Source organism: Tropicibacter alexandrii (assembly GCF_003667315.2).
Taxonomy (GTDB): domain Bacteria; phylum Pseudomonadota; class Alphaproteobacteria; order Rhodobacterales; family Rhodobacteraceae; genus Tropicibacter; species Tropicibacter alexandrii.
This window is the reverse complement of the sequence record NZ_RCTZ02000009.1, coordinates 151236-175056: the sequence shown is the minus strand read 5'-3', so window position 1 is coordinate 175056 and position 23821 is coordinate 151236. Positions and strand designations below refer to the sequence as shown.

21 protein-coding genes and 2 pseudogenes are annotated in these 23821 nt (G+C 63.9%); 5 read left to right on the top strand and 18 right to left on the bottom strand.

Translation table 11 applies throughout. From position 1 onward, the window contains the following. From D8Z78_RS13720 to D8Z78_RS13690, 7 genes and pseudogenes are all read right to left on the bottom strand, one after another. Nucleotides 1-227: pseudogene (locus D8Z78_RS13720) on the bottom strand (NAD(P)H-dependent oxidoreductase subunit E); the annotation flags it as partial. Nucleotides 228-389: 162 nt separating this feature from the next. Next, the gene (locus tag D8Z78_RS13715) at nt 390-1001 is read right to left on the bottom strand and encodes a tetratricopeptide repeat-containing protein (RefSeq protein WP_240672120.1); all 612 of its coding nucleotides are present in this window, start codon (nt 999-1001) and stop codon (nt 390-392) included. Then, nucleotides 952-1659 (bottom strand): ABC transporter ATP-binding protein, encoded by a 708-nt coding sequence (locus D8Z78_RS13710; RefSeq protein WP_121630830.1) that lies wholly within the window; start codon nt 1657-1659, stop codon nt 952-954. Before D8Z78_RS13710 ends, D8Z78_RS13715 begins: the two co-directional genes overlap by 50 nt. Continuing rightward, on the bottom strand, nt 1649-2416 hold the full coding sequence (locus D8Z78_RS13705; protein ID WP_121630829.1) for an ABC transporter ATP-binding protein: 768 nt from the start codon (nt 2414-2416) through the stop codon (nt 1649-1651). The genes D8Z78_RS13710 and D8Z78_RS13705 overlap by 11 nt, the downstream gene beginning before the upstream one ends. Then, complete coding sequence (locus D8Z78_RS13700; RefSeq protein ID WP_240672119.1) at nt 2413-3390, bottom strand: branched-chain amino acid ABC transporter permease; 978 nt, start codon at nt 3388-3390, stop codon at nt 2413-2415. The genes D8Z78_RS13705 and D8Z78_RS13700 overlap by 4 nt, the downstream gene beginning before the upstream one ends. Continuing rightward, a complete protein-coding gene (locus tag D8Z78_RS13695; RefSeq protein ID WP_121630827.1) occupies nt 3383-4252 on the bottom strand; it encodes a branched-chain amino acid ABC transporter permease in 870 nt (289 codons plus the stop codon). The genes D8Z78_RS13700 and D8Z78_RS13695 overlap by 8 nt, the downstream gene beginning before the upstream one ends. Nucleotides 4253-4316: 64 nt before the next feature. After that, a complete protein-coding gene (locus D8Z78_RS13690; protein WP_121630826.1) occupies nt 4317-5606 on the bottom strand; it encodes an ABC transporter substrate-binding protein in 1290 nt (429 codons plus the stop codon). A gap of 382 nt (nt 5607-5988) precedes the next feature. Between D8Z78_RS13690 and D8Z78_RS13685 the strand changes: the two genes are divergently transcribed. Further along, complete coding sequence (locus D8Z78_RS13685; protein WP_121630825.1) at nt 5989-6717, top strand: FadR/GntR family transcriptional regulator; 729 nt, start codon at nt 5989-5991, stop codon at nt 6715-6717. Here the strand turns inward: D8Z78_RS13685 and D8Z78_RS13680 are convergent. Then, the gene (locus tag D8Z78_RS13680) at nt 6705-8012 is read right to left on the bottom strand and encodes an ABC transporter substrate-binding protein (protein WP_121630824.1); all 1308 of its coding nucleotides are present in this window, start codon (nt 8010-8012) and stop codon (nt 6705-6707) included. The two genes, D8Z78_RS13685 and D8Z78_RS13680, sit on opposite strands and share 13 nt — an antisense overlap. 162 nt (nt 8013-8174) lie before the next feature. On the opposite strand from D8Z78_RS13680, the gene D8Z78_RS13675 reads away from it, so the two are divergent. Next, the gene (locus D8Z78_RS13675; protein WP_121630844.1) at nt 8175-9524 is read left to right on the top strand and encodes an NAD(P)-binding domain-containing protein; all 1350 of its coding nucleotides are present in this window, start codon (nt 8175-8177) and stop codon (nt 9522-9524) included. A gap of 203 nt (nt 9525-9727) precedes the next feature. Here D8Z78_RS13675 and D8Z78_RS24620 read toward each other — a convergent pair whose 3' ends face one another. After that, the gene (locus D8Z78_RS24620) at nt 9728-9904 is read right to left on the bottom strand and encodes a hypothetical protein (RefSeq protein ID WP_164932967.1); all 177 of its coding nucleotides are present in this window, start codon (nt 9902-9904) and stop codon (nt 9728-9730) included. A 24-nt stretch (nt 9905-9928) separates the two neighbouring features. Continuing rightward, nucleotides 9929-11308: an ammonium transporter gene (locus D8Z78_RS13670; RefSeq protein WP_121630823.1), complete on the bottom strand. Its 1380-nt coding sequence runs from the start codon at nt 11306-11308 to the stop codon at nt 9929-9931. 415 nt (nt 11309-11723) lie between these two features. Between D8Z78_RS13670 and D8Z78_RS13665 the strand changes: the two genes are divergently transcribed. The 3 genes from D8Z78_RS13665 to D8Z78_RS13655 are packed head-to-tail and all read left to right on the top strand — an operon-like array spanning nt 11724 to nt 13374. Further along, nucleotides 11724-12374 (top strand): sensor histidine kinase, encoded by a 651-nt coding sequence (locus tag D8Z78_RS13665; protein ID WP_121630822.1) that lies wholly within the window; start codon nt 11724-11726, stop codon nt 12372-12374. Between the two features lie 5 nt (nt 12375-12379). Further along, nucleotides 12380-13126: a Crp/Fnr family transcriptional regulator gene (locus D8Z78_RS13660; protein ID WP_121630843.1), complete on the top strand. Its 747-nt coding sequence runs from the start codon at nt 12380-12382 to the stop codon at nt 13124-13126. Nucleotides 13127-13137: 11 nt separating this feature from the next. Continuing rightward, the gene (locus tag D8Z78_RS13655) at nt 13138-13374 is read left to right on the top strand and encodes a DUF6894 family protein (protein WP_121630821.1); all 237 of its coding nucleotides are present in this window, start codon (nt 13138-13140) and stop codon (nt 13372-13374) included. A 60-nt stretch (nt 13375-13434) separates the two neighbouring features. Here the strand turns inward: D8Z78_RS13655 and iolB are convergent, their stop codons facing one another. The 8 genes and pseudogenes from iolB to D8Z78_RS13615 form a co-directional block, all read right to left on the bottom strand. Further along, a complete protein-coding gene (iolB, locus tag D8Z78_RS13650) occupies nt 13435-14241 on the bottom strand; it encodes a 5-deoxy-glucuronate isomerase (protein ID WP_121630820.1) in 807 nt (268 codons plus the stop codon). Nucleotides 14242-14249: 8 nt separating this feature from the next. Continuing rightward, nucleotides 14250-15155 (bottom strand): myo-inosose-2 dehydratase, encoded by a 906-nt coding sequence (gene iolE, locus D8Z78_RS13645; RefSeq protein ID WP_121630819.1) that lies wholly within the window; start codon nt 15153-15155, stop codon nt 14250-14252. Between the two features lie 21 nt (nt 15156-15176). Further along, a pseudogene (gene iolD / locus D8Z78_RS13640) lies at nt 15177-17017 on the bottom strand (3D-(3,5/4)-trihydroxycyclohexane-1,2-dione acylhydrolase (decyclizing)). Between the two features lie 92 nt (nt 17018-17109). Further along, complete coding sequence (locus D8Z78_RS13635; protein WP_121630818.1) at nt 17110-19014, bottom strand: bifunctional 5-dehydro-2-deoxygluconokinase/5-dehydro-2-deoxyphosphogluconate aldolase; 1905 nt, start codon at nt 19012-19014, stop codon at nt 17110-17112. 58 nt (nt 19015-19072) lie between these two features. Then, on the bottom strand, nt 19073-20071 hold the full coding sequence (iolG, locus tag D8Z78_RS13630) for an inositol 2-dehydrogenase (protein WP_240672118.1): 999 nt from the start codon (nt 20069-20071) through the stop codon (nt 19073-19075). Between the two features lie 352 nt (nt 20072-20423). Continuing rightward, nucleotides 20424-21452, bottom strand: coding sequence for a LacI family DNA-binding transcriptional regulator (locus D8Z78_RS13625; RefSeq protein ID WP_121630842.1), 1029 nt, complete (start codon nt 21450-21452; stop codon nt 20424-20426). Nucleotides 21453-21779: 327 nt separating this feature from the next. Further along, nucleotides 21780-22913 carry a Gfo/Idh/MocA family protein gene (locus D8Z78_RS13620; protein ID WP_121630816.1) on the bottom strand — a complete coding sequence of 378 codons (1134 nt, stop codon included), beginning with the start codon at nt 22911-22913 and terminating at the stop codon, nt 21780-21782. 12 nt (nt 22914-22925) lie between these two features. Next, a complete protein-coding gene (locus D8Z78_RS13615) occupies nt 22926-23819 on the bottom strand; it encodes a TIM barrel protein (RefSeq protein WP_121630815.1) in 894 nt (297 codons plus the stop codon). Nucleotides 23820-23821 lie beyond the last annotated feature (2 nt).

Sequence of the window (23821 nt, the reverse complement as noted above, 5' to 3'; positions counted from 1 at the left end):
GACAGGGCGCGCAGATGGGCGGCGGAGAGATGCCCGTATGCGTCCTGAATGAGGTGAAGGAACTCGATCAGCAGATCGCGGCTACGCGGCCGGTCACCCAACAGCCCCCGAACCTCGGCCAAAGCCGCATCGTCATACTGACGACCCTTCGGCGTCTTCCGACCCTTCCCACCGCTCCGACCAGCGCGCCAAACGCCTTTTTCCGACTTGTCCGAGTCCAATGCCATTGCGACTCTCCCCGTTAAATTTTTCCCAATGGGCAATATTTATTCCTTAGCGTCAAACCATTTTTCCATGACCTGCGGCCGTTTTTGTGCCAAGCCGGGCCCTGCGCACAAAAAAGCCGCGCGCCCGGTTTCGGATGCGCGGCTGATGTTTCCAATCGCCTCTCAGCCGTCGATCAAGGCAAGCGCCGCGGCCAGAAACTTGCGGCTGTCATCGAAAACCGGCGGCTTTTCCCCCCGCCAGCGGGCATAGAGCGGGCGGCCCTGCGGCGTGGCCCCGGTCAGCAGCCGCAAGGCCTGTTCGGTCTCCGCCGCAATGCGGTGATACCGGGTCCGCATATTGGCATGGAACTGGTCGCGATGCAGGGCCTCCATCCTGAGATGGAACAGCGAACTTCGGCTGCGGGGGCGGAATTCGAGGTTGTCGATCTGCCCGCCTGCGCCACGCCAAAGCGCCAGCGCCTGCTTCTGCAGGGCCTCGGCCCGGGCTGTCCGGCCTTGGCTCCGGGCGAGGATCGCGCGGTTGGCGGCGGTGTTGGCGCGACGCAGATCACCGTGATCAAAGCAAAGGCGCCCCACCCAATCCGCCGCGATCAGCAGACGCCCGGTCCCGCGCAAGTCACCCGAGGTATAGGCCGCATGGGCCGCTTCGGTCAGACGCTCCCAGACCAGATCGGCGCGCGACCAGTCCGACGCCCGCGCCATGCGCATTTCCGCGTCGTCCCGGTCAAAGCCCCAGATACGCGGCGCGAACATGTTCATTTCCACGTAGCTCACTGGCAGGTCCCTCCATGGCACAGTTTCCGGTTTCCAGCACATAGGCGTGGTTGGCGAGTTCCAGCGCCAGTTCGGCGTTCTGCTCGACCAGCACCACGGACAGGCCCTGTGCGTTGATTTCCTCGACGATCCGGGCGATTTCCTCGACGATCACCGGCGCAAGGCCCATCGACGGCTCGTCCATCAACAGCAGGCGCGGTTTCGACATCAGCGCCCGCCCGATGGCCAGCATCTGCTGTTCACCCCCCGACATGGTTTGCGCCCGCTGGGTGCGGCGTTCGCGCAGGCGGGGAAACCGCTTGAAGACGCCTTCGAGGTCGTCCTCGACCGCAGCCTTGTCGCGCCGCAGGAAGGCGCCGGTGCGCAGGTTTTCCTCGACCGTCATATCCTTGAAGATGCGGCGCCCTTCGGGGACATGCGCAATGCCGTGGGCGACGATCTTGTGCGCGGGCAAATGGTCGATCCGCTTGCCCTCGAACAGGATCTCGCCGCTGGCGATGGGGATCATGCCGGACATGGCGCGCAGCGTCGTGGTCTTGCCCGCGCCGTTGCCGCCGATGATGGTGACGATCTTGCCCTCGGGGACGGCAATCGAGATGTTCCGGATCGCGTTGATCTTGCCGTAATTGACGGCGATGCCCTTCATCTCAAGCAACATGGCGCGCGCCCCCCAGATAGGCTTCGATCACCGCCGGATGGTTGCGGATTTCCTGCGGGCCGCCCTCGGCCAGAAACTTGCCAAAGCTCATGCAGGTGATCCGGTCGCACAGGCCCATGATGGCCTGCATGTCGTGTTCGACCAGAAGGATGGTGATGCCGTCCTCCTTGAGACGGCGCATCAGGCCCATCATGTGCTTGGTTTCTTCCGGGTTCATGCCGGTAAAGGGCTCGTCCAGCAGGATCACGTCCGGGTGGCTGGCATAGGCCACGGCCATACCCAGCGCGCGCTGGTGGCCGTGCGACAGGTCCCCTGCCCGCTCCTCGATCAGGTGGGACAGGCCGAAGAAGTCCAGCGCCTCACGCGCGCGGGCCTCTGCGCCGCGGCGGTCCTCCTTGTCCCAGCCGAGGATCGCGGCAAAGATGTTGGGGCGGAACGGCATATGCGTGCCGACCAGCGCGTTTTCCAGCACGGTCAGTTCGGCAAACAGGGTCGAGTGCTGGAAGGTCCGCACGACGCCGCGCCGCGCGACCTCGTGCATTTTCAGCCCCGAGATATCCTCGCCCCGCAGCAGGATCTGGCCTTCGGTGGGCGTATAGAACCCCGAGATCATGTTGAAGGTGGTGGTCTTGCCCGCGCCATTGGGGCCGATCAGCCCGTGGATCGTGCCGTGGTCGACCTTGAAGGACAGCGCATCCACGGCGGTCAGCCCGCCGAACCGCATGGTCAGGTTCCGCACTTCGAGAAAATCGGTCATGTCGCGGCCTTCTCTTCGGGTTTGGCGACCGGCTTGCGGCGCGTGGCTTTCTGGACGAGGCTTTCCAACCCGTTCGGCAGGAACAGGATCGACAGGATCATGATCGCGCCGTAGATCAGCGGGCGGGCCTGTTCGAGCCCCATTTCCCGCAGCACGATCTCGTTCAGCACGGTCAGCACGATGCAGCCGAGGATCGGGCCGTAAAACGTCTGCGTGCCGCCAACGATGGCCCAGGTCAGGACAAAGACCATGACCTCGATATCGAAGGAGTTCGGGTTGACCGTGCCGACATAGTGCCCCTGCAACGCCCCGGCGAGACCGGCAAAGCCCGAGGCGATCGCAAAGGCCAGCGTGCGATAGGCGCGCAGGTTCACGCCCGAGGCCTGCGCCAGTTTGTCCTGCCAATGCACCGCGTGAAAGGTCAGGCCGACGGGCGATTTCTCGATCCGCCAAAGCACCCAGAGCGACGCGATCACGATGGCCCCGGCAAAGTAGTAATAAGAGACGGGTTCAAAGAAATCGAACTGGTAGATGCCGATGGAAAAGTCGGGCATCGGGTCGATGCCGGAAATCCCGCGCACCCCGCCGAACGGTTCACGGAAGCGCTTCCAGATCAGGCGGATGATCTCGCCCGCGGCGAAGGACCCGATGAGGAAGTAGAACCCCTTCATCCGGAACAGCGGGAAGGAGAGCAGCACCGCGAGCAACGCCGCCGTGACGGCGCCAAGGATCATCGAGACCGGAACGTAAATGCCCAGCTCCTTGGTATAAAGCGCCGAGGCATAGGCCCCGACCCCCATGATGACCACATGGCCCAGCGACCATTCCCCGGTCAGGGTCAACAGCCGGTAGGACGTCACCAGCAGCACGTTGATGACAAGGAAGACGAGGATTTCCTGCTGCGAAAAGCTGAGCGCATGCGGCAGGGCGATCAACGCGGCGAGGCCCACGAGAAGGATGGACAGGTTACGCACGATCCGCACTCCCGAACAGGCCGGTCGGCTTGACGATCAGCACGATCAGCATCAGCGACAGGCCCACGATATCGGCCAGCACCCCGTCCCAGAAGGTGGTGACGAAGGTATGCACGAAGGCATAGGCGATGGAGGCGAGGATCGCGCCCTCCAGCGAGCCCACCCCGCCGACGATGATGACGATGAAGGCGGTGACGATCACCGAATGTCCCATATGCGGGTTGACCGACACCAAGGGCGCGGTCAGCGCCCCCGCGACCCCGGCCAGCGCCGCGCCGATGAACATGGCGATGCGCGCGGTCTGGGTAATCGAAATGCCTTGCAGCGCCGCCGCTTCCGGGTCCTGTGCCGAGGCGCGCAACGCCCAGCCGAACCGCGTGCGCTTCAGGAAGTACCAAAGCGCCGACAGGAACACGATCGCCGCGACGATCACATACAGGCGCGCGACCGGCAGGCCGACCTTGTCGGTAAAGCGGACGACCTCTTGCGTGACCGGGGGGATGTGCTCCATCCGCACGCCGAACCCCATCACGGCCAGCGATTGCAGGATCATCAGGAACCCGATCGAGGCCACGAGCCCACCCAGCGGGTTGTCCTTCAGCGGTCGGAACAGCGCCCATTCCATCAGCAGCCCGAGACAGCCGACAAAGGCCATCCCGACAGCCACCGCGATGAAAAACGGCACGTTCATGTCCGCGTAAAGCGCCACGATCGCGTAGGCCCCCGCCATGAACAGTTCGCCATGCGCGAAGTTCACGACGCCCATCACGCCAAAGATCAGAACAAGGCCGACAGCGACCAGCGAAATATAGCTCGCCGCATACACGGCATTCAGCCCGGTCTGCGCCAGGAGTTCGAGCATGGGATCAACCCTGTCTTTCTGGAAAAGGAAAGGCGGCACCCCCATCGGGGCGCCGCCGGGGGGATCAGCCGCGCTGGTCCCACATCTGGCCGTAGGCCTGCATATGCTTGACCATCAGGTCGCCATGCCGGTTGTACCAGTCAGGAATCGAGCGGAACTCCTTGATGACCGCCTTACCGTTCTCGATGGCAACGACGGGCCAGTCACCGACCAGCGCGTTGTCGATGCCGAACAGGTCCTTGCCCCACCAATCCGCGTCGCCGAATGCATGTGCCCCGCGCCCGTCCTTCATCGCGGTCATGACCGCATCGGGCTCGGCGGACCCGGCCTTTTCGGCGGCGGCCTTCCACATGTCCATGATCGAGGCATATTCCCAGCTCACCGCGCCCCACTGGCCCGGATGCCGCTTGTTGTATTCCGCGTAGAAGCCGTTCGGGTCCTGGAAGTTGATCGCATCCGAGTTCAACGCCGGATCGTCGAAATCCGGGAACTGGAAGACGAAGCCTTCCATGAAATCCTTCGACGTCTTTTCGATCATCTGGTCGTAGAAATCGGCGGTGCAGCTGATGATCTGGCCCTTGAAGCCCTGCTGGAACAGTTGTTCGCAGATTGGGTGGACATAGTCGGAATAGCAGGTATCCAAGCAGATGATCTGCGGGTTCTTCGCCATCAGGCGGGTGACGACAGGGGCAAAGTCGGTGGTGGCCGGGTCGAACAGCAGCGGCTCGTCCAGCATCTCGATGCCCGCCGCCTCGAAGGCGGCCAGATAGGTCGCGACCGAGGGCAGACCCAGCGCATCGTCCTGCGCGCACATCACGGCGGTCTTCAGGTCGGGCTTGTTCTCGGCCAACCACTCGACGCCGGTGACGTTGTAGATCGGGTGAACCTCGGCCGGGGCGACCAAAGTGGTGGTTTCGGGCGACAGGTCGGACGGCAGCAGGGTCGAGAACAGCATGCCGGTCCGGTCGGCCACCGGCTGCACGCCCGGCCATGTATCGCCGCCCAGCATCATGATGAACTTGACGCCATCCTCGCGGATCAGCTTGGTCGCGCCGGTGCGGGCCTTGGCCGGGTCGTATTCGTTGTCGTAGGACACGAACTCGATCGGGTGGGCGCCATCGGCCAGTTGGATGCCACCGGCCGCGTTGACGCGCTCGGCCCAGATCTCGCACCCGTCAAGGCCGGGCTTGCCCCAAGCGGCAACGGCGCCGGTCAGCGGCGCAAGAAAGCCGATCTTGATCGGCTCGCCCGCGGCCAGCGCCATGCGCGGCAGGCCGAGGCTGGCGGCAGCGGCGCCCGCGGTCTTCAGAAAGGTACGTCGGCTGGGGCCGGCGGTCAGGAATTTCGGGATCATGCGTTTCTCCTCCGTTGGGTCCGCGCCTGTTCACGCGGCAGTAAAGCCAAAACCGGCCTGTACGGCTCTTCCCCAATCCGAGAGAGTACCAGTTTCCCAAATTGGTCTGACTTGCAGGAAAAGGCTAGCAACCCATTTTCATCCTCGCAAGAAAATTTGTTTCTTGAAGTTACAATATTTCGTTTGGAAACGGAAAACCGGGTGAAAACTCTTGGTTTTTTGGTGGGATTGCAGACCGCATCCAGACCCGTGCTGAACCAATTTCGACCCAAACCCGGGGCAAAGCGGTTCAGTGTGCTGCCGCCAAACCGGGCACGACACTTGTCGCCCCCGCGTGATCTCCATATCTTGTGGGCAACACGGACCGAAGGATCACCCCCGCATGACTTCGCAGACCCAGCGCACTGCATCGCAGATCGTCACCAACCATTCGGTCGGTGCCACGGTGCAGGTCGTCATCGACAGCCTCTTTGCGCGGATCAAGTCCGAGGAATATCCCGAAGGCGCGCGGCTGCCGTCGGAACGGACGCTGTCCTCTGAATTGGGGGTGGCCCGCAACACCGTGCGCGACGCGCTCGACGTTCTGAAATCGCGCAACATCATCCGGCGCCGGGCCGGCAGCGGCAGCTTTGTCACCTACAAGTCGGAAACCAGCCGACCCGACAGCCGCACCGCGCTGGCCGAGAACACCAGCCCGCTGGACCATCTGGTGGTGCGCGGCATTCTCGAACCGGAAATGGTGCGGCTCGCGGTCATCAACATGACCCAGCGCGACATCATGGAACTGGATGACATCCTGACCCAACTCGAAGCCGTGACCACGGATTCCGGCGAGTTCATCAAGGCCGAAGAGGCGTTTTACCGCAAGATCGCCAATGGCACCGGCAATCCGCTGCTGGCCTCCTGCTATGAACTGGCGATCGAGGCCTGCCTGCAGACCTTCCGGTCCAACCTCATGCGCCGTCACCTGACGCCCAAGCGGATCGAGGATTATCAAAAGCGCTACAACGCCCTGTTCAACGCCATTTCATCGCGCGACGTGGAAACCGCCGTCGAATACATCAAGCTGCACCTGATCGAAGAGCAGAAGATGCTGCTTCAGGAGGGCTGAGCCGCCAGTCGCGCCGCCAGCCGCTTGGGCGGGGTGCCCACAGCATGGCGCTGATGCCAAAGCTGCCCAAGCGCGGCCATCTCGTCCTTGAGCAGGCCTTCATGTCGGGCCAGCCAATCCGGGATCGACCCGAAGGCCACGATCCGCGCCTTGCCCCCCTCGATCCGGACCACCGGCCAGTCGCCGATCAACGTGTGGCTGAGGCCGAACATGTCCTCGCCCCACCAGCGCGCCGGGCCGAAGGCGTGCATCACGCTGCCCAGTTGCCGCATCGCCGCAAGCACCGAAACCGAGCGCGGATTGCCCGCCCGCTCCACCGCAGACTGCCAGATGTCGAGAATCGCCGCGTATTCCCAGCTGACCGCCGTCCAGCTGTTCGGGAACCGCGCGTTGTATTCGTCAAAGAAGGTCTGCGGCTGGTTGAAGAAGAACGCCTTTTCCGCCAGCGCCGGATCGTCGAAATCCGGGAACTGGAACAGGAAGCCCTCCATGAATTCGGGCGAGGTGCGGGCGATCAGCTGGTCATAGCTGTCCGCCGTGCAGGACAGGAGCTGGCCCCCGAACCCTTGGTGGAACGCGTATTCCGTCATCGCATGGACCATCGGCGTGTAGCTCGCACACCAGCACAGCATGTCCGGTTGCGCCGCCAGCATCGGGTCGACCACCGCCGCCGCGTCGCTGCTTTCCGGATCATAGCGGATCTCTTCGACGATGCGGATGCCCGCCGCCTTGAAGGCCGCGCGATAGGCCGCGAGCGCTGGCAGGCCAAGCGCATCGGACTGCGCGCACAGCGCAACGGTCCTGATCTCGGGGCGGTTCCGCGCGATCCAGTCGACGGCCGTGACGGTGTAGATCGGCAACGACTCGCTGGGGGCGATCAGGTAGGGCGTGTCCGGGGACAGGTCGCTGGTCAGCAGGGTCGAGGTCAGCACCTTGTTCGACATCAGGTAGTCCCGCACCGCGAGGAAGGATTCCCCGCCCAGCATCATCATCAGCGACACGTCATGGGTCTGCACGAGGTGCCGCGCCCCTTCGAGCGCGCGGGCGGCGTCATAGCCGCAATCGACCGCATGTATGCGCACGGGAAAGCGCCGCCCGCCCAGCAACAGCCCCCCTGCCCTGTTGAGCCAGTCCTCCCACAGGCGACATCCGTTCAGCCCCGGCAGACCCCAGCTTTCCGCCGGGCCGCTCAGCGGTGCCAGAAAACCGATATTGATCGCCTGCGGCATGCCGACAGACAGACGGGGAAGCGCGCTTCCGATGGCGAGGCGTTGGGCGAAACTGGAACCGGACATGCCCTGAATTTAGCAGCTTCGGTCCAAGGCGCCAGAGGCAGGCAGTGAAATTATATTCTTTCAAAGAATATTCATTGACAAGCCAAGGGGCAGTTGCCCAGTCTGGCATGGACCAAAAGCACCAATAAGCGAACATTGGTCCATACCAGCATGGAGACGCATATGACCAAGACCAGAGTTGCCATCATCGGCGCGGGCCCCTCGGGCCTTGCGCAGCTGCGCGCATTCCAGTCCGCCGCGGCCAAGGGCGAAGAAATTCCCGAGATCGTCTGCTTTGAAAAGCAGGACAACTGGGGCGGCCTGTGGAACTACACCTGGCGCACCGGCCTGGACGAGAACGGCGAGCCGGTCCACTGCTCGATGTACCGCTACCTGTGGTCGAACGGCCCCAAGGAAGGTCTGGAATTCGCGGACTATTCCTTTGAGGAACACTTCGGCAAGCAGATCGCCTCCTACCCGCCCCGCGCGGTCCTGTTCGACTATATCGAAGGCCGCGTCCTGAAGGCGAACGTGCGCGACTGGATCCGCTTCAGCACCGCCGTGCGCTGGGTCAACTATGACGACGCGACGGGCAAGTTCACCGTCACCGTCCACGACCACACCAAGGACAGCAGCTATTCCGAGGAATTCGACTACGTGATCTGCGCCTCGGGCCACTTCTCGACGCCGAACGTGCCCTATTACGAGGGTTTCGAATCGTTCAACGGCCGTCTGGTCCACGCGCATGACTTCCGCGACGCGCGCGAATTCAGTGGCAAGGACATCCTCGTGGTCGGCTCGTCCTACTCCGCCGAGGATATCGGCTCGCAGTGCTGGAAATACGGCGCCAAGACCGTCACCTCGTGCTATCGCAGCGCGCCGATGGGCTTCAACTGGCCCGACAACTGGGAAGAGAAGCCCGCCATGGTCAAGGTCGACGGCAACACCGTCCACTTCTCCGATGGCACCAGCAAGGAGGTCGACGCGATCATCCTGTGCACCGGCTACAAGCATTATTTCAGCTTCCTGCCCGACGATCTGCGCCTGAAGACGGCCAACCGTCTGGCCACCGCCGACCTCTACAAGGGCGTCGTTTTCGTCCACAATCCCAAGATGTTCTATCTGGGCATGCAGGACCAGTGGTTCACCTTCAACATGTTCGACGCGCAGGCCTGGTGGGCGCGTGACGCGATCATGGGCAAGATCGATCTGTCCAAGGTGTCGAAGGACGAGATGCTGGCCGACGTCAAGGAGCGCGAAGAGCGCGAAGAAGCTGACGACGACACCAAGTACGCCATTCGCTATCAGGCCGACTACGTCAAGGAACTGGTGGCCGAGACGGATTATCCCAGCTTCGACATCGACGGCGCGTGCGAGGCGTTCTTCGAATGGAAGAAGCACAAAGCCAAGGACATCATGGGTTTCCGCAATAACAGCTACAAGTCGGTCATCACGGGCACCATGGCCCCCGTCCACCACACCCCGTGGAAGGACGCGCTAGATGACAGCCTTGGGGTCTACCTCCAGAACTGATGTGAAACGGCCGGGGCGGCACAGCGCCCCGGACAACATAAAGGCCGGTGCGAGACATCCGCACCGGCCTTTTTTTCATGCGCTCTGTCCCGGGGCCCGCCCGCGAGGGCCAACCAAAAAGGCGCCCGGATCATACCGGGCGCCTCTCTGATTCTGCGTGCTGCGGTTGGCAGGGGGCATCGCGCGCCCCCTGCCTGATGGCGTCACGGCTTGCGCTTCGTCGCGCGGTAGGCGTGTTCCTCGTGCCGCCAGCCAAAGATGATCGCGGCAACGACCATCGCCAGACACAAGAGCAGCCAGAGCCCCTCGACCGAGCCATGCCCGGCATAGATCGCGCCGGTGATGCCGTCCCAGCTTGTCGCGTCAAATGGTGCTTCCATGGGATATTCCTTTCCTGTGAGGGATCATTCCGCCGGGGTGACCGAGGGATGAAGGGATTCGGGATAGGCCGAAGCCGGGACCTTGACGGCGTCGAGCCCGAGGATCTCGGCCTCTTCGGGAACGCGCAGCTGCCCCGTGACCTTCAGGATCAGCGAGACGACGTAGCCCGGGACGAAGCCCAGCAGGCCCATCACGATGGCGCCCACCAACTGGCCGGTGAAGGAGGTGGTGATCACGTCCTCGCCGAACAGCGCCGGATAGCCCTGCGCGGCGATGCCCACCGCCAGAAGACCCCAGAGGCCGAGGAAGCCATGCACCGCAAAGGCACCGACGGCGTCGTCGACGCGCATCTTCTCGACGAAGGAGGCAACGAAGGGCATCGCGCTTGCCCCGATGAAGCCGATCGCAAAGGCCATGGGCGGATACCACAGGTCCAGACCGGCCGCGCAGGAGATGATCCCGCCAAGCGCGCCCGACATCATCCAGAACGGGTCACGCGTGACCATCCACGCGCCGATGATGCCACCGGCAAAGCCCATCAGCGTGTTGAAGGTCATGCCCGCCATGGTCATCGGCGTGCCGTAGATCGTGGCTTCGATGGTGGACCCCCAGCTCCATGCCTCGCCCGGGACGATCACGCAGCCCATGAGAAAGCCCCAGAACCCCGCGATGATCAGCATCAGCCCGATCAGGGTCATTGGCATGGAGTGACCCGCGATGTGGTTGGCGGTGCCGTCCGGGTTGAACTTGCCGATGCGCGGCCCGAGGTTCAGCAGAACCCCCAGCGTGAAGAAGCCCGCGATCATGTGCACGACGCCCGCTGCGCCGAAATCGTGGTAGCCGAACTGCGTGACCAGCCAACCATCCGCGTGCCAGCCCCAAGCTGCCGCGAGAATCCAGACGAACGCGCCCAGCACGATGGCCAGCACGACGAAGCCGGTCAGCTTGATGCGTTCGATCACGCCGCCCGACATGATCGAGGCGGTGGTGGCGGCGAACAGCACAAACGCCCCCCAAAACACGCCCGATGCCCGGTCGTCGAGGTTCGGCCCCATGAATTCGCTCCACGGCAGGGCAACCTCGTTGGCATAGGCCAGTCCCGAGATGCCCATGGCGCCCTCGGACAGCGACAGGCCCGTGGGGAAGGCCCAGTAGATCCACCAGCCGACGAAATAGAAGAAGGGCACGATCATCGCGAAGGCGAGGATGTTCTTGATGCCCGAGGCCAGCGCGTTCTTCGAGCGCGACGCCCCCATCTCGTAGGCAAGGAAGCCCGCATGGATCAGCACCATGAGGGGGATGGTTATGTAATAGAATGTCTCGGCGAAGGTGCCGTTGGTTGCGGCCACGTTCGCCTTCAGCTCTGCGACGGTCTCCGCCAATGCTGCAAGGTCTTGTTCCAAGTCGATCTCCTGTTCCTGTCGTCCAATCACAAAGGATCCGGGGTCCGCGGTTTCGTGGTGGAACCAGATCCGTCACCGCGTCCATGGCAGGTCTCGATACACTGTGGGTCAAATGTTTTTCGTGAGGGGAAACCGAAATTGGTCCTGTTTTGGTTCACCCGCGGACAGGAAACGGCCTGTTCGCTGAAATTTTAATCGACAGCTGGTCTGGGACAGAAGGCACCGGCGACCGGACCGGCAGGGCCAACCCCCCCCCGAGTCGATCCGGTCCCGCGACGCTGCGCAGGACCTGTCTGGCGCCTTTGGGGAGAGCGCCTGCACCACGCACAACTTTTGCGAGCTGGCAACATTTGTTGCCGACACGTCCCGCGGGCTGGCTCATCCTGACGGTGGTTTTCAAGTGAAAGGATTGACTATGCCCCCCACGCCCCCCGACGAAACGCTTCTGGTCGCCGAGATGCGCCACCGCATGGCAAACGGGTTTCAGCTGCTTCAGGCCTTTGCCCGGCAGCAACTCAGGACCTGCGAAACACAGGAAGCGAAGGATTGCGTTGGCCGGGTCCTGAGCCAGATCGAATCCATCACCAGTCTGCAACTGGCGCTGTCCCAAGCCGATCGCGGCGCGTTTGGTGCCTTCCTCGACCAGATAGAGCCGCATTGGAAGCATCTCGGTGCCGGTCAGGGTGTCGAGATCACCCTGAACCACGATGCCCCACGCCACCTGCCCGTCCGCGTGGCCGAAAACGCGGCGCGCATCCTGATGGAGGCGATCACCAACGCGCTGGAACATGCCTTTCCCGAGCACGAAGGCGGACGGGTCGCCATCGAGGTCTCGATGAGCGACGGCGGCTTCATGCAGCTTCAGGTCGCGGATGACGGTGTCGGCCTGCGGGGTGAGCCGGGCGACGGTCAGGGCACCGGCATCATCGCCGCCCTCGCCCGCGATCTGGGTGGCGAGGCGCAGTGGCATCCCGGCGAACCCGGTGGCTGCACGCTGTCGGTGCGCTTTCCGATCAACCCGGATTGTGATATGATGGTCCAAGGTGGCGTACACATGACCAGTTGATCGTGATGACAAACGTTTTTGCGCGAAAGCTGCGAAACGCGGGCCCCTTGATGCCCGAAGACATGGAGCGACTGTCCCATGTCGTTTCGGACCCGTTCGTGGTTTCCGCCCGCGAAGACCTGATCCATCACGGCGCAAACCCGGAATTCGTGCATCTCGTGCTGCGCGGGATGGCATGCCGGTACAAAATTCTGCCGGATGGCGGTCGCGCCATCGTGGCGCTGATGCTGCCGGGCGATATTTGTGACCTGAACATCGCCATCCTCGGGCATATGGACCACAGCATCGGCACGCTGACCGATTGCGAGATCGTCCGGATCCCGCGCAGCACGATCGAGGACCTGCTCGACAATTACCCGCGCATCCGGCGCGCGTTGTTCTGGGCGACCTTGGTCGACGAGGCGATCCTGCGGCAATGGCTGGTCAATATGGGGCGCAGGCGCGCGGATCACCAGATGGCGCACCTGTTTTGCGAATTGCACATGCGCCTTCAGGCGGTCGGCCAGTTGCATGACTCCTTCATGCCGCTGACGCAAGAAGAGCTGGGCGATATCTTGGGGATCTCGTCCGTGCATGCACAGCGTGTTGTCTCCAGTCTGCGGCATTCGGGGTTGATCAACGTTCAGGCCAGCCGCGTATCGGTGATGGATTTCGACGCGCTCAGCACATTTGCAGGGTTCGAAGAGGATTACCTGCATCTGGGCGACACAGGTCCCGCGCGTTCCCCTCCGGGCGCTGCGGACGCAACTTGAAAGCAAAGCGAATGACGCTGTTTTTCTTCGACATCAACGATGGTGGGCATGCGATCCACGACGATACCGGAACCGAACTGTTGAACCGCGACGAGGCGCGCAAGGCGGCCTTGGCCGTTCTGGCGCCGATCGCACGCGACAACCTGCCCGACAACCTCGGTCGTCCCGTCACGGTAACAGTCCGCGACGGGACGAAGCGACCGATCTTTCGGGCCTCGCTGGTCTTCTCGGAAGGGTGGATCGACTGAGCCACCCGGCCCGCCCGGCGCGCGGGAACAAAGCGCCCCGTGGCGCAGCCTGCCAACGCGTCAGGCGTCCCGTTCCATGATCCATTCGACCTCTGGCGCGGGAACAAAGCGCCATTTCCGCAGCGGCCCGGCCATGACGTTCAGATAATACATCTCGAACCCGTAGGGCGCGCCGCAGGGGTGGTGGCCACGCGGGACAAGGACGACATCGCCGTCGCTGACGGCCATGGTCTCGTCCAACTGGCCGTCATCGGTATAGACCCTCTGGATGCCGAAGCCCGAGGCGGGGTTCAGCCGGTGGTAATAGGTTTCTTCCAGATAGGTGATGCGTGGAAAGTCGTCCTCGTCGTGGCGGTGACTGGGGTAAGACGACCAGTGCCCCGCCGGGGTAAAGACCTCGGTCACAAGCAGGCTGTCGCAATAGTCCTCGGTCTCCATCGCGATGTTGTTGATATGGCGGGTGTTGGTGCCCTTGCCGCGTTCGGTCAGGGTGATGCCGTCAGGGCCGATCCGGCGCGCCTTGTGACCACCCTGCCCCGGCGCCGTGCACACGGCGATGACGCAATCGGTGGTGGCCGTGGCCTGCCAGTCGGTGCCGTTCGGCAGGTACAGGCAATGCGGCGGGGTCTTTTCAAACACGTCCACTCGCTCGCCCAATTCGCCCCAGTCTTGCCCCGCGCCGGTCATCATGGCCTTGCCCTCGACCATGACGAGGATCACTTCGCGATCGCCGGTCGCCTCGCCTACGGTCTCGCCCGCGCTCAGGCGGTAAAGGCCGAACCCCACATAGCGCCAGCCCGCCGTTTGCGGGGTGATCTCGTGGACCTTGCCGTGGGTGCCAAAGGGTTTGCGAAGGAGATCGGGCATGTCGGGCCTCACTTGGTTAGGGTCAGGCCGGAGCGGCCGCAGATGTCGAGGATATGGTCGAAGCCGAGTTTGGAGTATTCAAATGGCGGCGCCTTGGCCGGGTCCTGTTCGGCCTCGACGACGATCCAGCCATTGTAGTCCATCGCCGCCAGCTTGTCGGTGATCGCTTGGAAGTCGATGCAGCCATCCGGGTCGCCCGGGACGGAGTAGACGCCAGCGGCGACGCCATCGAGAAAGCTGCGATCCTCGGCCCGGACCCAGTCCAGCACCGGCTGGCGCACGTCCTTGAAGTGCACGTGGCGCACCCGGTCGCCCCATTTGTCCAGCACGGCCAAGGGATCGGCCCCAGCAAAATGCAGGTGGCCAGTGTCATAGAGCAGGTGCAGGTCGGGGGTGGACCCCTCCATCAGCCAGTCGATGTCCTCGGCGTCTTGGATCATCGCGCCCATGTGGTGGTGATAGGCCAAGGGCGTGCCACGATCCGCCGACCACTTGGCCAGCTCGGACAGCTTGGCGGCATAGGCCAGCACCTCGTCACGGTTTAACTTGGGGCGGCGTGACACGGGCGTGCCCTGATCCCCCTGAATGGTGTTGGAACACTCGGCATAGACGATGCAGGGCGCGTTCAGGGCCGCGAACTGGTCGACCTGCTGCCGGATGGCGTCCTGCTCGGTCGCCAGATCGTTGACCATCAGGTTGCCCGAGCACCAACCGCCACACAAGCTGACCCCGTAGCGATCCAGATAGGCGCGCAAGCCTTCGGTATTGACGGGCATCCGGCGGCCGCGCTCGACCCCCATGTAGCCAATGCGCCCAGCATCCTCCATCGCGCCTTCGGTGGTGTAGGCAGCGGTCAGGTCCGGCAGGTCGTCGTTCTGCCAGGCGATCAGAGAGATCCCGATTTTCACACTCATGTCCGTGTCTTTCCTGATAGGTCAGTCGACCAGCCGTTGTTGCATCCGGTTTTCAAGGTAGGCCGCGTAGGCCGCGCGCACGCCCTCGCGGTCGCTGACCGCAGGCACCGCCACGTCCCACCAATGGCCCGCCTCGCCAAAGCCAGGCCCCTCGGCCGGGTTGGTCTCGATCACGATCACCGTGGGCCGGTCGCGGCCCCGCGCATGAGCGATCTCGGCCTCGAGGCTTGCAATGTCCGCGGCCTTGACCGCATGCGCCCCCATGCTGGCCGCGTGGGCCACGTAGTCGATTTGCGGCTGGTCTTCGACATTGCAGGTTTCGTAGAGGTTGTTGAAGGACGGCCCGCCGCAGACCAAAGTCTGCAAGCGGTTTATGCAGCCATAGCCCCGGTTGTCGGTCAGCACGACGGTGAAGGGCACGCGGCGCATCACCGCTGTGGCGAGTTCGCTGTTGGCCATCATATACGAGCCGTCACCAACAAAGCAGATCACCTCGCGTGAGGGCGCGGCCAGTTTCAAGCCCATCGCCCCGGCGATCTCGTACCCCATGCAGGAGAATCCGTATTCCATGTGATAGCCGCCCTGGCTGGGCTGCCAGAGCAGCTTCAAGGCACCGGGCATGGTGCCGGCTGCGCACATCGCCACGGCGTTCTCGCCGGTCGCGCGCTGCACCGCGCCGATCACCTCGGCATCAAGCGGGCGGTATCCTTCGCCGCCCTTACGAGGTTGGCAATGGGCGGTCACGGCATCCAGCCAGTCGGTCCGCAGCTTGGCATCGGGGGCGCTGGCCGCGTGGTCGCCCATTGCCGCCCCGATCTTCTCAAGCGCCACCTTCGCATCGGCCACCAAAGGCACCGCACCGTGTTTCACCGCGTCATAGGCTGCGACGTTGATCGACACCAACCGCCGCGCGGGGTTCTTGAACAAGGCCCAGGACCCGGTGGTAAAGTCCTGGAACCGCGTCCCCACACCAATCACCAGATCAGCGTTTTCGGACACCGCGTTCGCTGCCGCCGAGCCATCGACACCGCTTGCGCCAAAGTTCATCGGGTGCGCCTGCGCCAAGGCCGACTTGCCCGCCTGCGTTTCCACGACGGGGATCTGGTGCCGGGTCGCAAAGGCCCCAAAACCTCCTCGGCCCCGGAATAGATGACACCCCCGCCGCAGAGGATCACCGGGTTCTTCGCAGCACGGATCAGCTCGACCACCTCGGCCAGCTCGCCGGCATCCGGCTCAGGTCGGCGGATGCGCCAAACGCGCGGCTCGAAGAACGCCTCCGGGTAGTCATACGCCTCTGCCTGCACATCCTGACAGAAGGACAGCGTGACCGGGCCACAATTGGCCGGATCGGTCATCACCGCCAAGGCCCTCGGCAGGCAGGTCAGCAGATGCTCAGGCCGGGTGATCCGGTCGAAGTAACGCGAAACCGGCTTGAACAAATCATTGGCCGAGACTGTGCCGTCCTCGAAGTCCTCGACCTGCTGCAAGACCGGATCGGGGCGGCGGCCCGCAAACACATCGCCCGGGATCAAGAGCACCGGCAGACGGTTCACATGCGCCAGCGCGGCGGCGGTCACCATGTTCGTGGCCCCCGGCCCGATGCTCGACGTCACCGCCATCGCCCGCCGCCGCTTGGACGCCTTGGCAAAGGCAATCGCCGCATGCGCCATGGTCTGCTCGTTCTGGCCCCGCCACGTCGGCAGCGCCGCGCTCGCGTCATGCAAGGCCTCGCCCAGCCCCGCCACGTTGCCATGGCCAAAGATCGCCCAGACCCCGTCGATGAACCTCTGCCCGTCATCGGTCATCTGAACCGAAAGCCATTTCACCATCGCCTGCGCAGCGGTCAGCCTGATCGTTCCCATCTCACCCTCCTCAATAGACGCGCCCGTCTCTTCTTTGGTCCCCAAATACCTCGGGGGGCTCCGAAGGAGCGGGGGCAGCGCCCCCTCCCCCGTCAGCCCCGCGCGCTGTCCCAGATGTCGCACAGCCGCTGGTAGCGGTCCGCCATCAGCGCAACCGCGTCGGCATCGCTCATGTCACCCGCCATCCAAGCCCGCGCCGCCTCGCCAAAGATCGTCCGGCCCACGGCAAACCCCTTAACCAACGGTTGTTTCGCCGCCAGCGCAAAGCTGGCCGCCAGCTCGTCCTCGGGCGCATCCAGCCCCAGCACCACGATGCCACGGGTGCGCGGGTCGTTTGCCTCGATTGCAGCGACCGCATTGGCCCAAGCGGCGTCGGTCTTGAACGGCTCCAGCTTCCACCAGTCGGGGCGCACGCCCGCGTCATAGAACTGCTGGATCAAGGTCGCCGTCGTCGTGTCATCCACCGGGCCGACCTTGGATGGGATCACCTCCAGTAGGAACTCCAGCCCCGCCCGCCGCGCCGCCGTGAACAGGCGCAGGACGCGTTCCTCCTGCAAGGCGCGCAGGGTCGCGTCGTCGTCCGGGTGGCAGAAGACCAGCAGCTTGACCACATCCTCGACCGCCCATTCCTTCAGGCGGCCAAAGTCGATCCCAAGGTCCTTCTCGAACTGGATCGGGCGCGAGCCGGGCGCCTCGGTCGGGCGGCCGATCCACAGGCCCGAACCGCTGGCCCGGTGCAGCGCCGACCGGCCGATCCGGTTGTCACACAGGATGCCATAGCCGTCGCGCCCCGCTTGCACCTGCAAGGCCGCATCGAGGCACAACTCCTTGAAATCACTTCCCTTCTCTGGCGTATACCCCGCCATCTCCTCCAGTTGAATCCGGTGGTCAAAGGCAAAGGTCCGCAGCACTTCGCCCCGCACGCCGGGGCGGGTGTGGCGGGTCGTGGCCCAATGCACCTGCTCCAACTCTGCATCGTTGCGCAGGTCCGGCTGCACCACGCCGCGGTCAAAGAAGAACTGCAGTTCCTCCCAGCTGGGATAGGCCGGGGTGCAGCCATGCCGCGACACGGCAAAGGCCCCGCAGGCATTGGCGTATTTCAGCGCGACGGGCCAAGGCTCGCCATCCAGCCAGCCCTTGAGCAGCCCGGACATGAACCCATCGCCCGCGCCGAGCACGTTGAACACCTCGATGGGGAAGCCGGGGCCGGTCTGGCCCTCGTCCAGACTGTCGGGAATGTCGCCTTCGAACGCCACGGCCCCCATCGGCCCGCGCTTGCAGACGAGCGTGGCCTTCGACACCGCGCGCACGGCCCGCAGCGCCGCAATGGTGTCGGTTGTGCCACCCGCGATGTGAAACTCTTCTTCGGTGCCGACGATCAGGTCGAACAGGTGCAGAGTCGCCTGCAACTGCGCCGTCACCTCGGCGCTTTCGGCAAAGCGGCTCTCGCCATCGCCATGCCCCAACACGCCCCAGAGGTTCGGGCGATAGTCGATGTCCAAAGCGGTCCTGACCCCATTCTCGCGCGCAATCGTCAGCGCCTTCAGCACCGCCGCCCGCGTCCGTTCGTTCGACAGATGCGTCCCCGTCGGCACCACGGACCGGGCAGATGTGATGAACTCGGGGTCGATATCCTCTTCGCACAGCGCCATGTCGGCGCAATTTTCGCGATAGAAGATCAGCGGAAACTGTTCCTGATCGCGGATGCCAAGGATCACCAGCGCGGTCAGCCGGTCGGGATCGGTTACGACGCCTTTGGTCTCGACCCCCTCCCGCCGCAGCTGTTCAAGGATGAACCGCCCCATATGCTCGTCGCCCACGCGGCTGATCAGCGCCGAGCGCAGCCCCAGCCGTGCCGTCCCGCAGGCAATATTCGTCGGCGAGCCACCAATGTATTTGTCAAAGGACGACATGTCCTCCAACCGCCCGCCGACTTGTGCGCCGTACAGATCGACACCGGCGCGGCCTATCGTGATTACGTCCAATGGTTTTGTCATTGGGGGCTCCCGTCAGTAAGTGCACCGGATCACTTGGGACCCGGCGCGGGGTATCGTTTCAGCGTGCGGACAAGCTGACGGCTTGGCCTGTCTTTGCGGACTGCAAAGCGGCATCTGCCAGTTCCAGCGCGCGCAGCCCGTCCAGACCGGTCGTCGGCATCGGTGCGCCGGTTCGAAGCGCCTCCACAAAGGCCGCGATTTCGGCGGCATAGGCGGCAGTGTAGCGCGACATGAAGAAGTTCAGCAGCGGTGGCTTGGTGTAGCCGTCACCAGTGGCGATCTCGATATTCGCCTCGCGGTGGTTCATCGCCGAGATCGACCCCGCCGAGCCATGCACCTCGATCCGCTGGTCGTAGCCATAGGTGGCGCGGCGGCTATTCGTGATGGTGCATTGCTTGCCCGAGGCCGTGCGCAGGATCACGTTGACGCTGTCATAATCGCCCAGCTTGCCGATCTCGGGATCGGTCAGGACCGAGGCCTGCGCGATCACCGTTTCCACCTCCTCGCCCAAGAGCCAGCGCGCCACGTCGAAATCGTGGATCGTCATATCGCGGAAGATGCCGCCGGAGCTTTGGATATAGGCGGGCGGCGGCGCGCCGGGATCGCGCGAGGTCAGCGTGACCATCTCGACCTCGCCGATGCGGCCCTCATCGATCGCGGCCTTCAGCGCGCGGAAATCCGGGTCGAAGCGGCGCTGGAAGCCGACCATCAAGGTGCCGTTTTCGGCGGCGACGGTTTCGATCACCTGACGGGCGCGGGCGACGTCCAGATCGACGGGCTTTTCGCAGAACACCGCCTTGCCAGCCTTGACGAAGGCTTCGATCAGGTCGGCATGGGTGTCGGTGGGCGTGCAGATGATGACTGCATCAACGTCATCAGCCTCCCGGATTTCATCGATGGTGCGGATCTCGCAGCCGTATTGATCCTGCAGCGCCTGCGCTGCGGCCTCGACCGCATCCGCGACCGCGACGAGCGTCGCACCGGGCACCGAGGCAATGGCACGGGCATGGACCTGCCCGATCCGGCCTGCGCCGAGAACACCGAATTTGACTGTCATGGACTTCCTCGCGATGTGAGACGGGCATGGCCCGGATATGCACCGCAATACTGCGCCTGCGGTGACAGGTGAAGGCCCTGAGAATCGGGCCATGAGTCAGGCTGCGCCAACGTATTCCGGCTGGCTCTCTGCCCCCGTGATCTGCGCCACGACGTCTTCGCCCGGGACGTCCTTGCCAAGGACCGGCATCTGGTTGCGTGCAAAATTCATCCTGTCCACTACGCAGGCGATGTCACGGCAGCGTCTTCGGCGGCACGGTGAATGGATCAAAGCGATTCAGTCAACGCGCCACGCCACGTATTCCGTCACAAATGACGTTTTTCGGTGCTCACAGTATGACGCAATACCGTCATTATAACATTTCCGGCAGGACGAGCTGCGGATCGAGGAAATGCTGACCCGAAATACCATCATCCCCCTCGCGCACGGAGCGGACCATATGTGCCACCAGATCGGTACAGAGCGCGGGAAGTGGCGTGCAGATCGCCATCAGCGCATAGCCGTCCATCAAGGCGGCGCTGCTCTCTTTCGTGACTTCATTGACAACAAGCGCAACGCGCGGACTGGCATGCAATTCCCTCAGGGCGGCGATCGCGCCCTCCATTCCGCCCCCGGCCACGTAGATGCCCTTGAGATCGGGATGGCGGCGAAGAAGGTCGATGGTCGCCTCGTAGGTCAGTTGCCGCGTTTCGAGGTTAACAAGCGTGTCGAGCACGGAAAAGGCGGGCGCATTTTCCCGCACGTGGGATCGAAAGCCCACCTCGCGCAGGTCATGCCCGTGCCACCGGTTGCCGCCCACAAAGATCGCCAACTTGCCCGGTTGCGGCAGCGTCTTGGTCATCATCCAAGCCGCCACACGCCCGACTTTCATATTGTTCATACCAAGATAGCTGCGCCGCGTGCCCTGTGCGAAATCGTTGAGCAGGGAAAAGACCGGAACGCCTTTCTGCTTCAGGTCGGCGACGGTCTGGGTCAACAAGTGGTGGTTCACGGCCGTCGCGGCAATCGCATCGCACTGCGACAGGCTTTCCAACCCTGTGACGAAATCCACGGGGCTTTGCGACGAGGCAAAACGCACCACAGCCTTTCCCCGGATATCGGTCCGGGCTGCGACGGCTTGTTCGACCTCACGGGCGAAGTTCTGGTAGAACTCTTGGCTTTTCTTGATGAACAAGAAGCCAAAGGTCATCTCGGGGATCGTGGCATCGAGATTCTGCTCGATCAGGCCGCGGGCGTGGTAGCCGAGTTTGTGCGCCGCCTGCGCGATCTTGCGCAGGGTCTCTTCGCGGACCTTCGCGCGCCCGTTCAGCGCGCGGTCGACGGTGGTGACGCTGACCCCCGCCTCGCGGGCCACGTCCTGAGTGGTGGGGCGACGCGCCATGACGGCCTCCATGACGGAATTGCGTCACTCAGGCTTAGCGCGCCACCCCGGTCCGTGCAATCTTCAAGGGATGGCACGGGCCCCTTGAGTTTGGCGTCACCGGATCGAGGCCACCTGTGCCGGCCGCGTCGGGGCGACCGCTCGCACTTGGCTGATCCCGAAAGCCCCTCACCCGCCAGCGCATTGACCGTGCCGGGTTAAGAGAACATCGCCCTGACCGCGAGCCGCCAGCCGATCCCCGAGAACGTTTGGTCCTCGGTCGATCTGATCAGCGCCCTTTTGACTGACCCAAACCGTCCGGTCGAAGCCGGCGTCCTGCCCTGCGCCCTAACGGAACATCGGCGGGCGAGCGTCCACCCATGCGCCGCCCTGACGGGCCGAGTCCACCGCCGCATGGACCGCCGCCATCGACCTTGCCCCGTCTTCGGCATTCGGCAGACCATTCCGCACCTCGCCCCGGATGGCATCCGCGAGGTCGCAATAGATGTTGGCCACGGCCAGCGGAAAGCCCTCGGGGTGGGCGATGGCGACGCGGGACAGACGTTGCGCGTCGGGATGCAGGCCGCCTTCGCCCTTCTCGATGATCTGGGTACGCCCTCCGACGGGGGTGTAGATCAGCTGGTTCGGCTGCTCCGAAGCCCATCGCAGACCGCCCGTCTCGCCAAACACCTGAATGTCGAACCCGTGCTGCCGCCCGATCGCCACGGAGGACGTCCAGAGTCGCCCGACCGTGCCGCCCGACATGCGGAAATTGACCATCGCGTCATCTTCCAACGCGCGCGAGGGGATGGTCGAGGCGAAATCGGCGGACAGCTTTTCGACCTGATCACCGGTGATGAAGCTGGCCATATGCAGCGCATGGATGCCGCAATCGGCGAACTGACCAGAGACACCCGCCATGGCCGGATCATAGCGCCAGCGCACGCGCGGATTGTCGGCGTCGGTGGCATCGCCGTGGTGGCCATGGCTGAAGTTCGTGACGACCAGCCGCACCTTGCCGATCTCGCCCGCCGCGACCATGGCGCGGGCCTGCCGGATCATCGGATAGGCGGAGTAGCAGTAGTTTACCGCGCAGATCTTGCCCGAGGCCTTTGCCACGCGCACGATGTCCTCGCCCTCTTCGACGGTCATGGTCATCGGCTTTTCGCACAGCACATTGAACCCGGCCTCGAGAAAGGCCTTTGTGATCTCGAAATGGGTGGCGTTGGGGGTGGCGACGGTCACGAGGTCCAAGCGGTCGGCCCGCGCCTTTTCGCGGTCCAGCATCTCGCGCCAATCGCCATAGGCGCGGTTTGCCGCGATGCCAAGGCTTTGCGCATAAGCGCGGCCCACATCGGCGCGATGATCCAGCGCGCCCGCGACAAAGTCGAACCGCCCATCCGCCTGCGCGCCCAAGCGGTGCGCCGGGCCGATCTGGCTTCCTTCGCCGCCGCCGATCATCCCCCATTTCAGTTTTGCCATGGCCGTGTGCCCTCAGTTGAAGCCAATGCTTTCAAGGTATTCGCGGTTCTTGCGGGCATCGCCAGCCGGGTCCGGGTCCAGCGTCGGGTCGCAATCCTGCTCGATGGTGCACCAGCCCTGATAGCCGCTGTCCAAGAGCACCTGCCGCACCGCAGGAAAGTCGACCTCACCCTCGGACAGGTTGCAGAAAATGCCCTGCCCGCAGGCATCGTAGAAGCCTGTGCGATTGGCAATCGCCTGCGCCTTGACCTGTGGATCGGTGGATTTGAAATGCACATAGGTGATCCGGTCCATGTGCCGTTTCATGAAGGCCACCGGATCGAAGCCCGCATAGGTGCAATGGCCGGTGTCGATGCACAGCTTCAGCAGGTCGGGATCGACCTCGGACAGCAGGCGTTCGACCTCCGGCTCGAAATCCATGAAGCCGCCCGCATGTGGGTGAAGTTCCGGGATCAGCCCGTAGTCCTCGGCGCCCATGCGCGCGATGGTCACGAGCCGGTCGCGATAGGCCGCCCATTCGGCGGGGTCCATCTGCTCGGCCTCCGCCGCCCGGCCCGCAGTGGGCGCGCGCCGGGGCGAGATCGAGTCGATCAGCACGAAATGCCGCGCCCCATGCGCCTGCAAGGCCTTGCAGGTGCGGATCGCGCCATCCATGACCTCGTCCCACTTGTTCGGGTCGTGAAAGGGGCGAAAGACCACGCCGCCGATCAGCTCGAGCCCGTATTCGTCCAGCGCCTCGCCCAGTTCTGCCGGGTCCTCGGGCATGAAACCCACGGGACCCAGTTCGATGCCTTTGTAACCCGCCGCCGCGCAATCGCTCAGCACGCTGCGCCAACTTGGGTTGCGCGGGTCACCCGCGAATTCGACGCCCCACGAACAGGGCGCGTTGCCGATGCGAATTGCCATGA

What these genes read in the sequence shown, in the direction of transcription:
- D8Z78_RS13710 (WP_121630830.1), bottom strand. Translation starts at nt 1,659, where the DNA reads ATGTTGCTTGAGATGAAGGGCATCGCCGTCAATTACGGCAAGATCAAC.
- D8Z78_RS13705 (WP_121630829.1), bottom strand. Translation starts at nt 2,416, where the DNA reads ATGACCGATTTTCTCGAAGTGCGGAACCTGACCATGCGGTTCGGCGGG.
- D8Z78_RS13695 (WP_121630827.1), bottom strand. Translation starts at nt 4,252, where the DNA reads ATGCTCGAACTCCTGGCGCAGACCGGGCTGAATGCCGTGTATGCGGCG.
- D8Z78_RS13690 (WP_121630826.1), bottom strand. Translation starts at nt 5,606, where the DNA reads ATGATCCCGAAATTCCTGACCGCCGGCCCCAGCCGACGTACCTTTCTG.
- D8Z78_RS13685 (WP_121630825.1), top strand. Translation starts at nt 5,989, where the DNA reads ATGACTTCGCAGACCCAGCGCACTGCATCGCAGATCGTCACCAACCAT.
- D8Z78_RS13680 (WP_121630824.1), bottom strand. Translation starts at nt 8,012, where the DNA reads ATGTCCGGTTCCAGTTTCGCCCAACGCCTCGCCATCGGAAGCGCGCTT.
- D8Z78_RS13675 (WP_121630844.1), top strand. Translation starts at nt 8,175, where the DNA reads ATGACCAAGACCAGAGTTGCCATCATCGGCGCGGGCCCCTCGGGCCTT.
- D8Z78_RS24620 (WP_164932967.1), bottom strand. Translation starts at nt 9,904, where the DNA reads ATGGAAGCACCATTTGACGCGACAAGCTGGGACGGCATCACCGGCGCG.
- D8Z78_RS13665 (WP_121630822.1), top strand. Translation starts at nt 11,724, where the DNA reads ATGCCCCCCACGCCCCCCGACGAAACGCTTCTGGTCGCCGAGATGCGC.
- D8Z78_RS13660 (WP_121630843.1), top strand. Translation starts at nt 12,380, where the DNA reads ATGACAAACGTTTTTGCGCGAAAGCTGCGAAACGCGGGCCCCTTGATG.
- D8Z78_RS13655 (WP_121630821.1), top strand. Translation starts at nt 13,138, where the DNA reads ATGACGCTGTTTTTCTTCGACATCAACGATGGTGGGCATGCGATCCAC.
- iolB (WP_121630820.1), bottom strand. Translation starts at nt 14,241, where the DNA reads ATGCCCGATCTCCTTCGCAAACCCTTTGGCACCCACGGCAAGGTCCAC.
- iolE (WP_121630819.1), bottom strand. Translation starts at nt 15,155, where the DNA reads ATGAGTGTGAAAATCGGGATCTCTCTGATCGCCTGGCAGAACGACGAC.
- D8Z78_RS13635 (WP_121630818.1), bottom strand. Translation starts at nt 19,014, where the DNA reads ATGACAAAACCATTGGACGTAATCACGATAGGCCGCGCCGGTGTCGAT.
- iolG (WP_240672118.1), bottom strand. Translation starts at nt 20,071, where the DNA reads ATGACAGTCAAATTCGGTGTTCTCGGCGCAGGCCGGATCGGGCAGGTC.
- D8Z78_RS13625 (WP_121630842.1), bottom strand. Translation starts at nt 21,452, where the DNA reads ATGGCGCGTCGCCCCACCACTCAGGACGTGGCCCGCGAGGCGGGGGTC.
- D8Z78_RS13620 (WP_121630816.1), bottom strand. Translation starts at nt 22,913, where the DNA reads ATGGCAAAACTGAAATGGGGGATGATCGGCGGCGGCGAAGGAAGCCAG.
- D8Z78_RS13615 (WP_121630815.1), bottom strand. Translation starts at nt 23,819, where the DNA reads ATGGCAATTCGCATCGGCAACGCGCCCTGTTCGTGGGGCGTCGAATTC.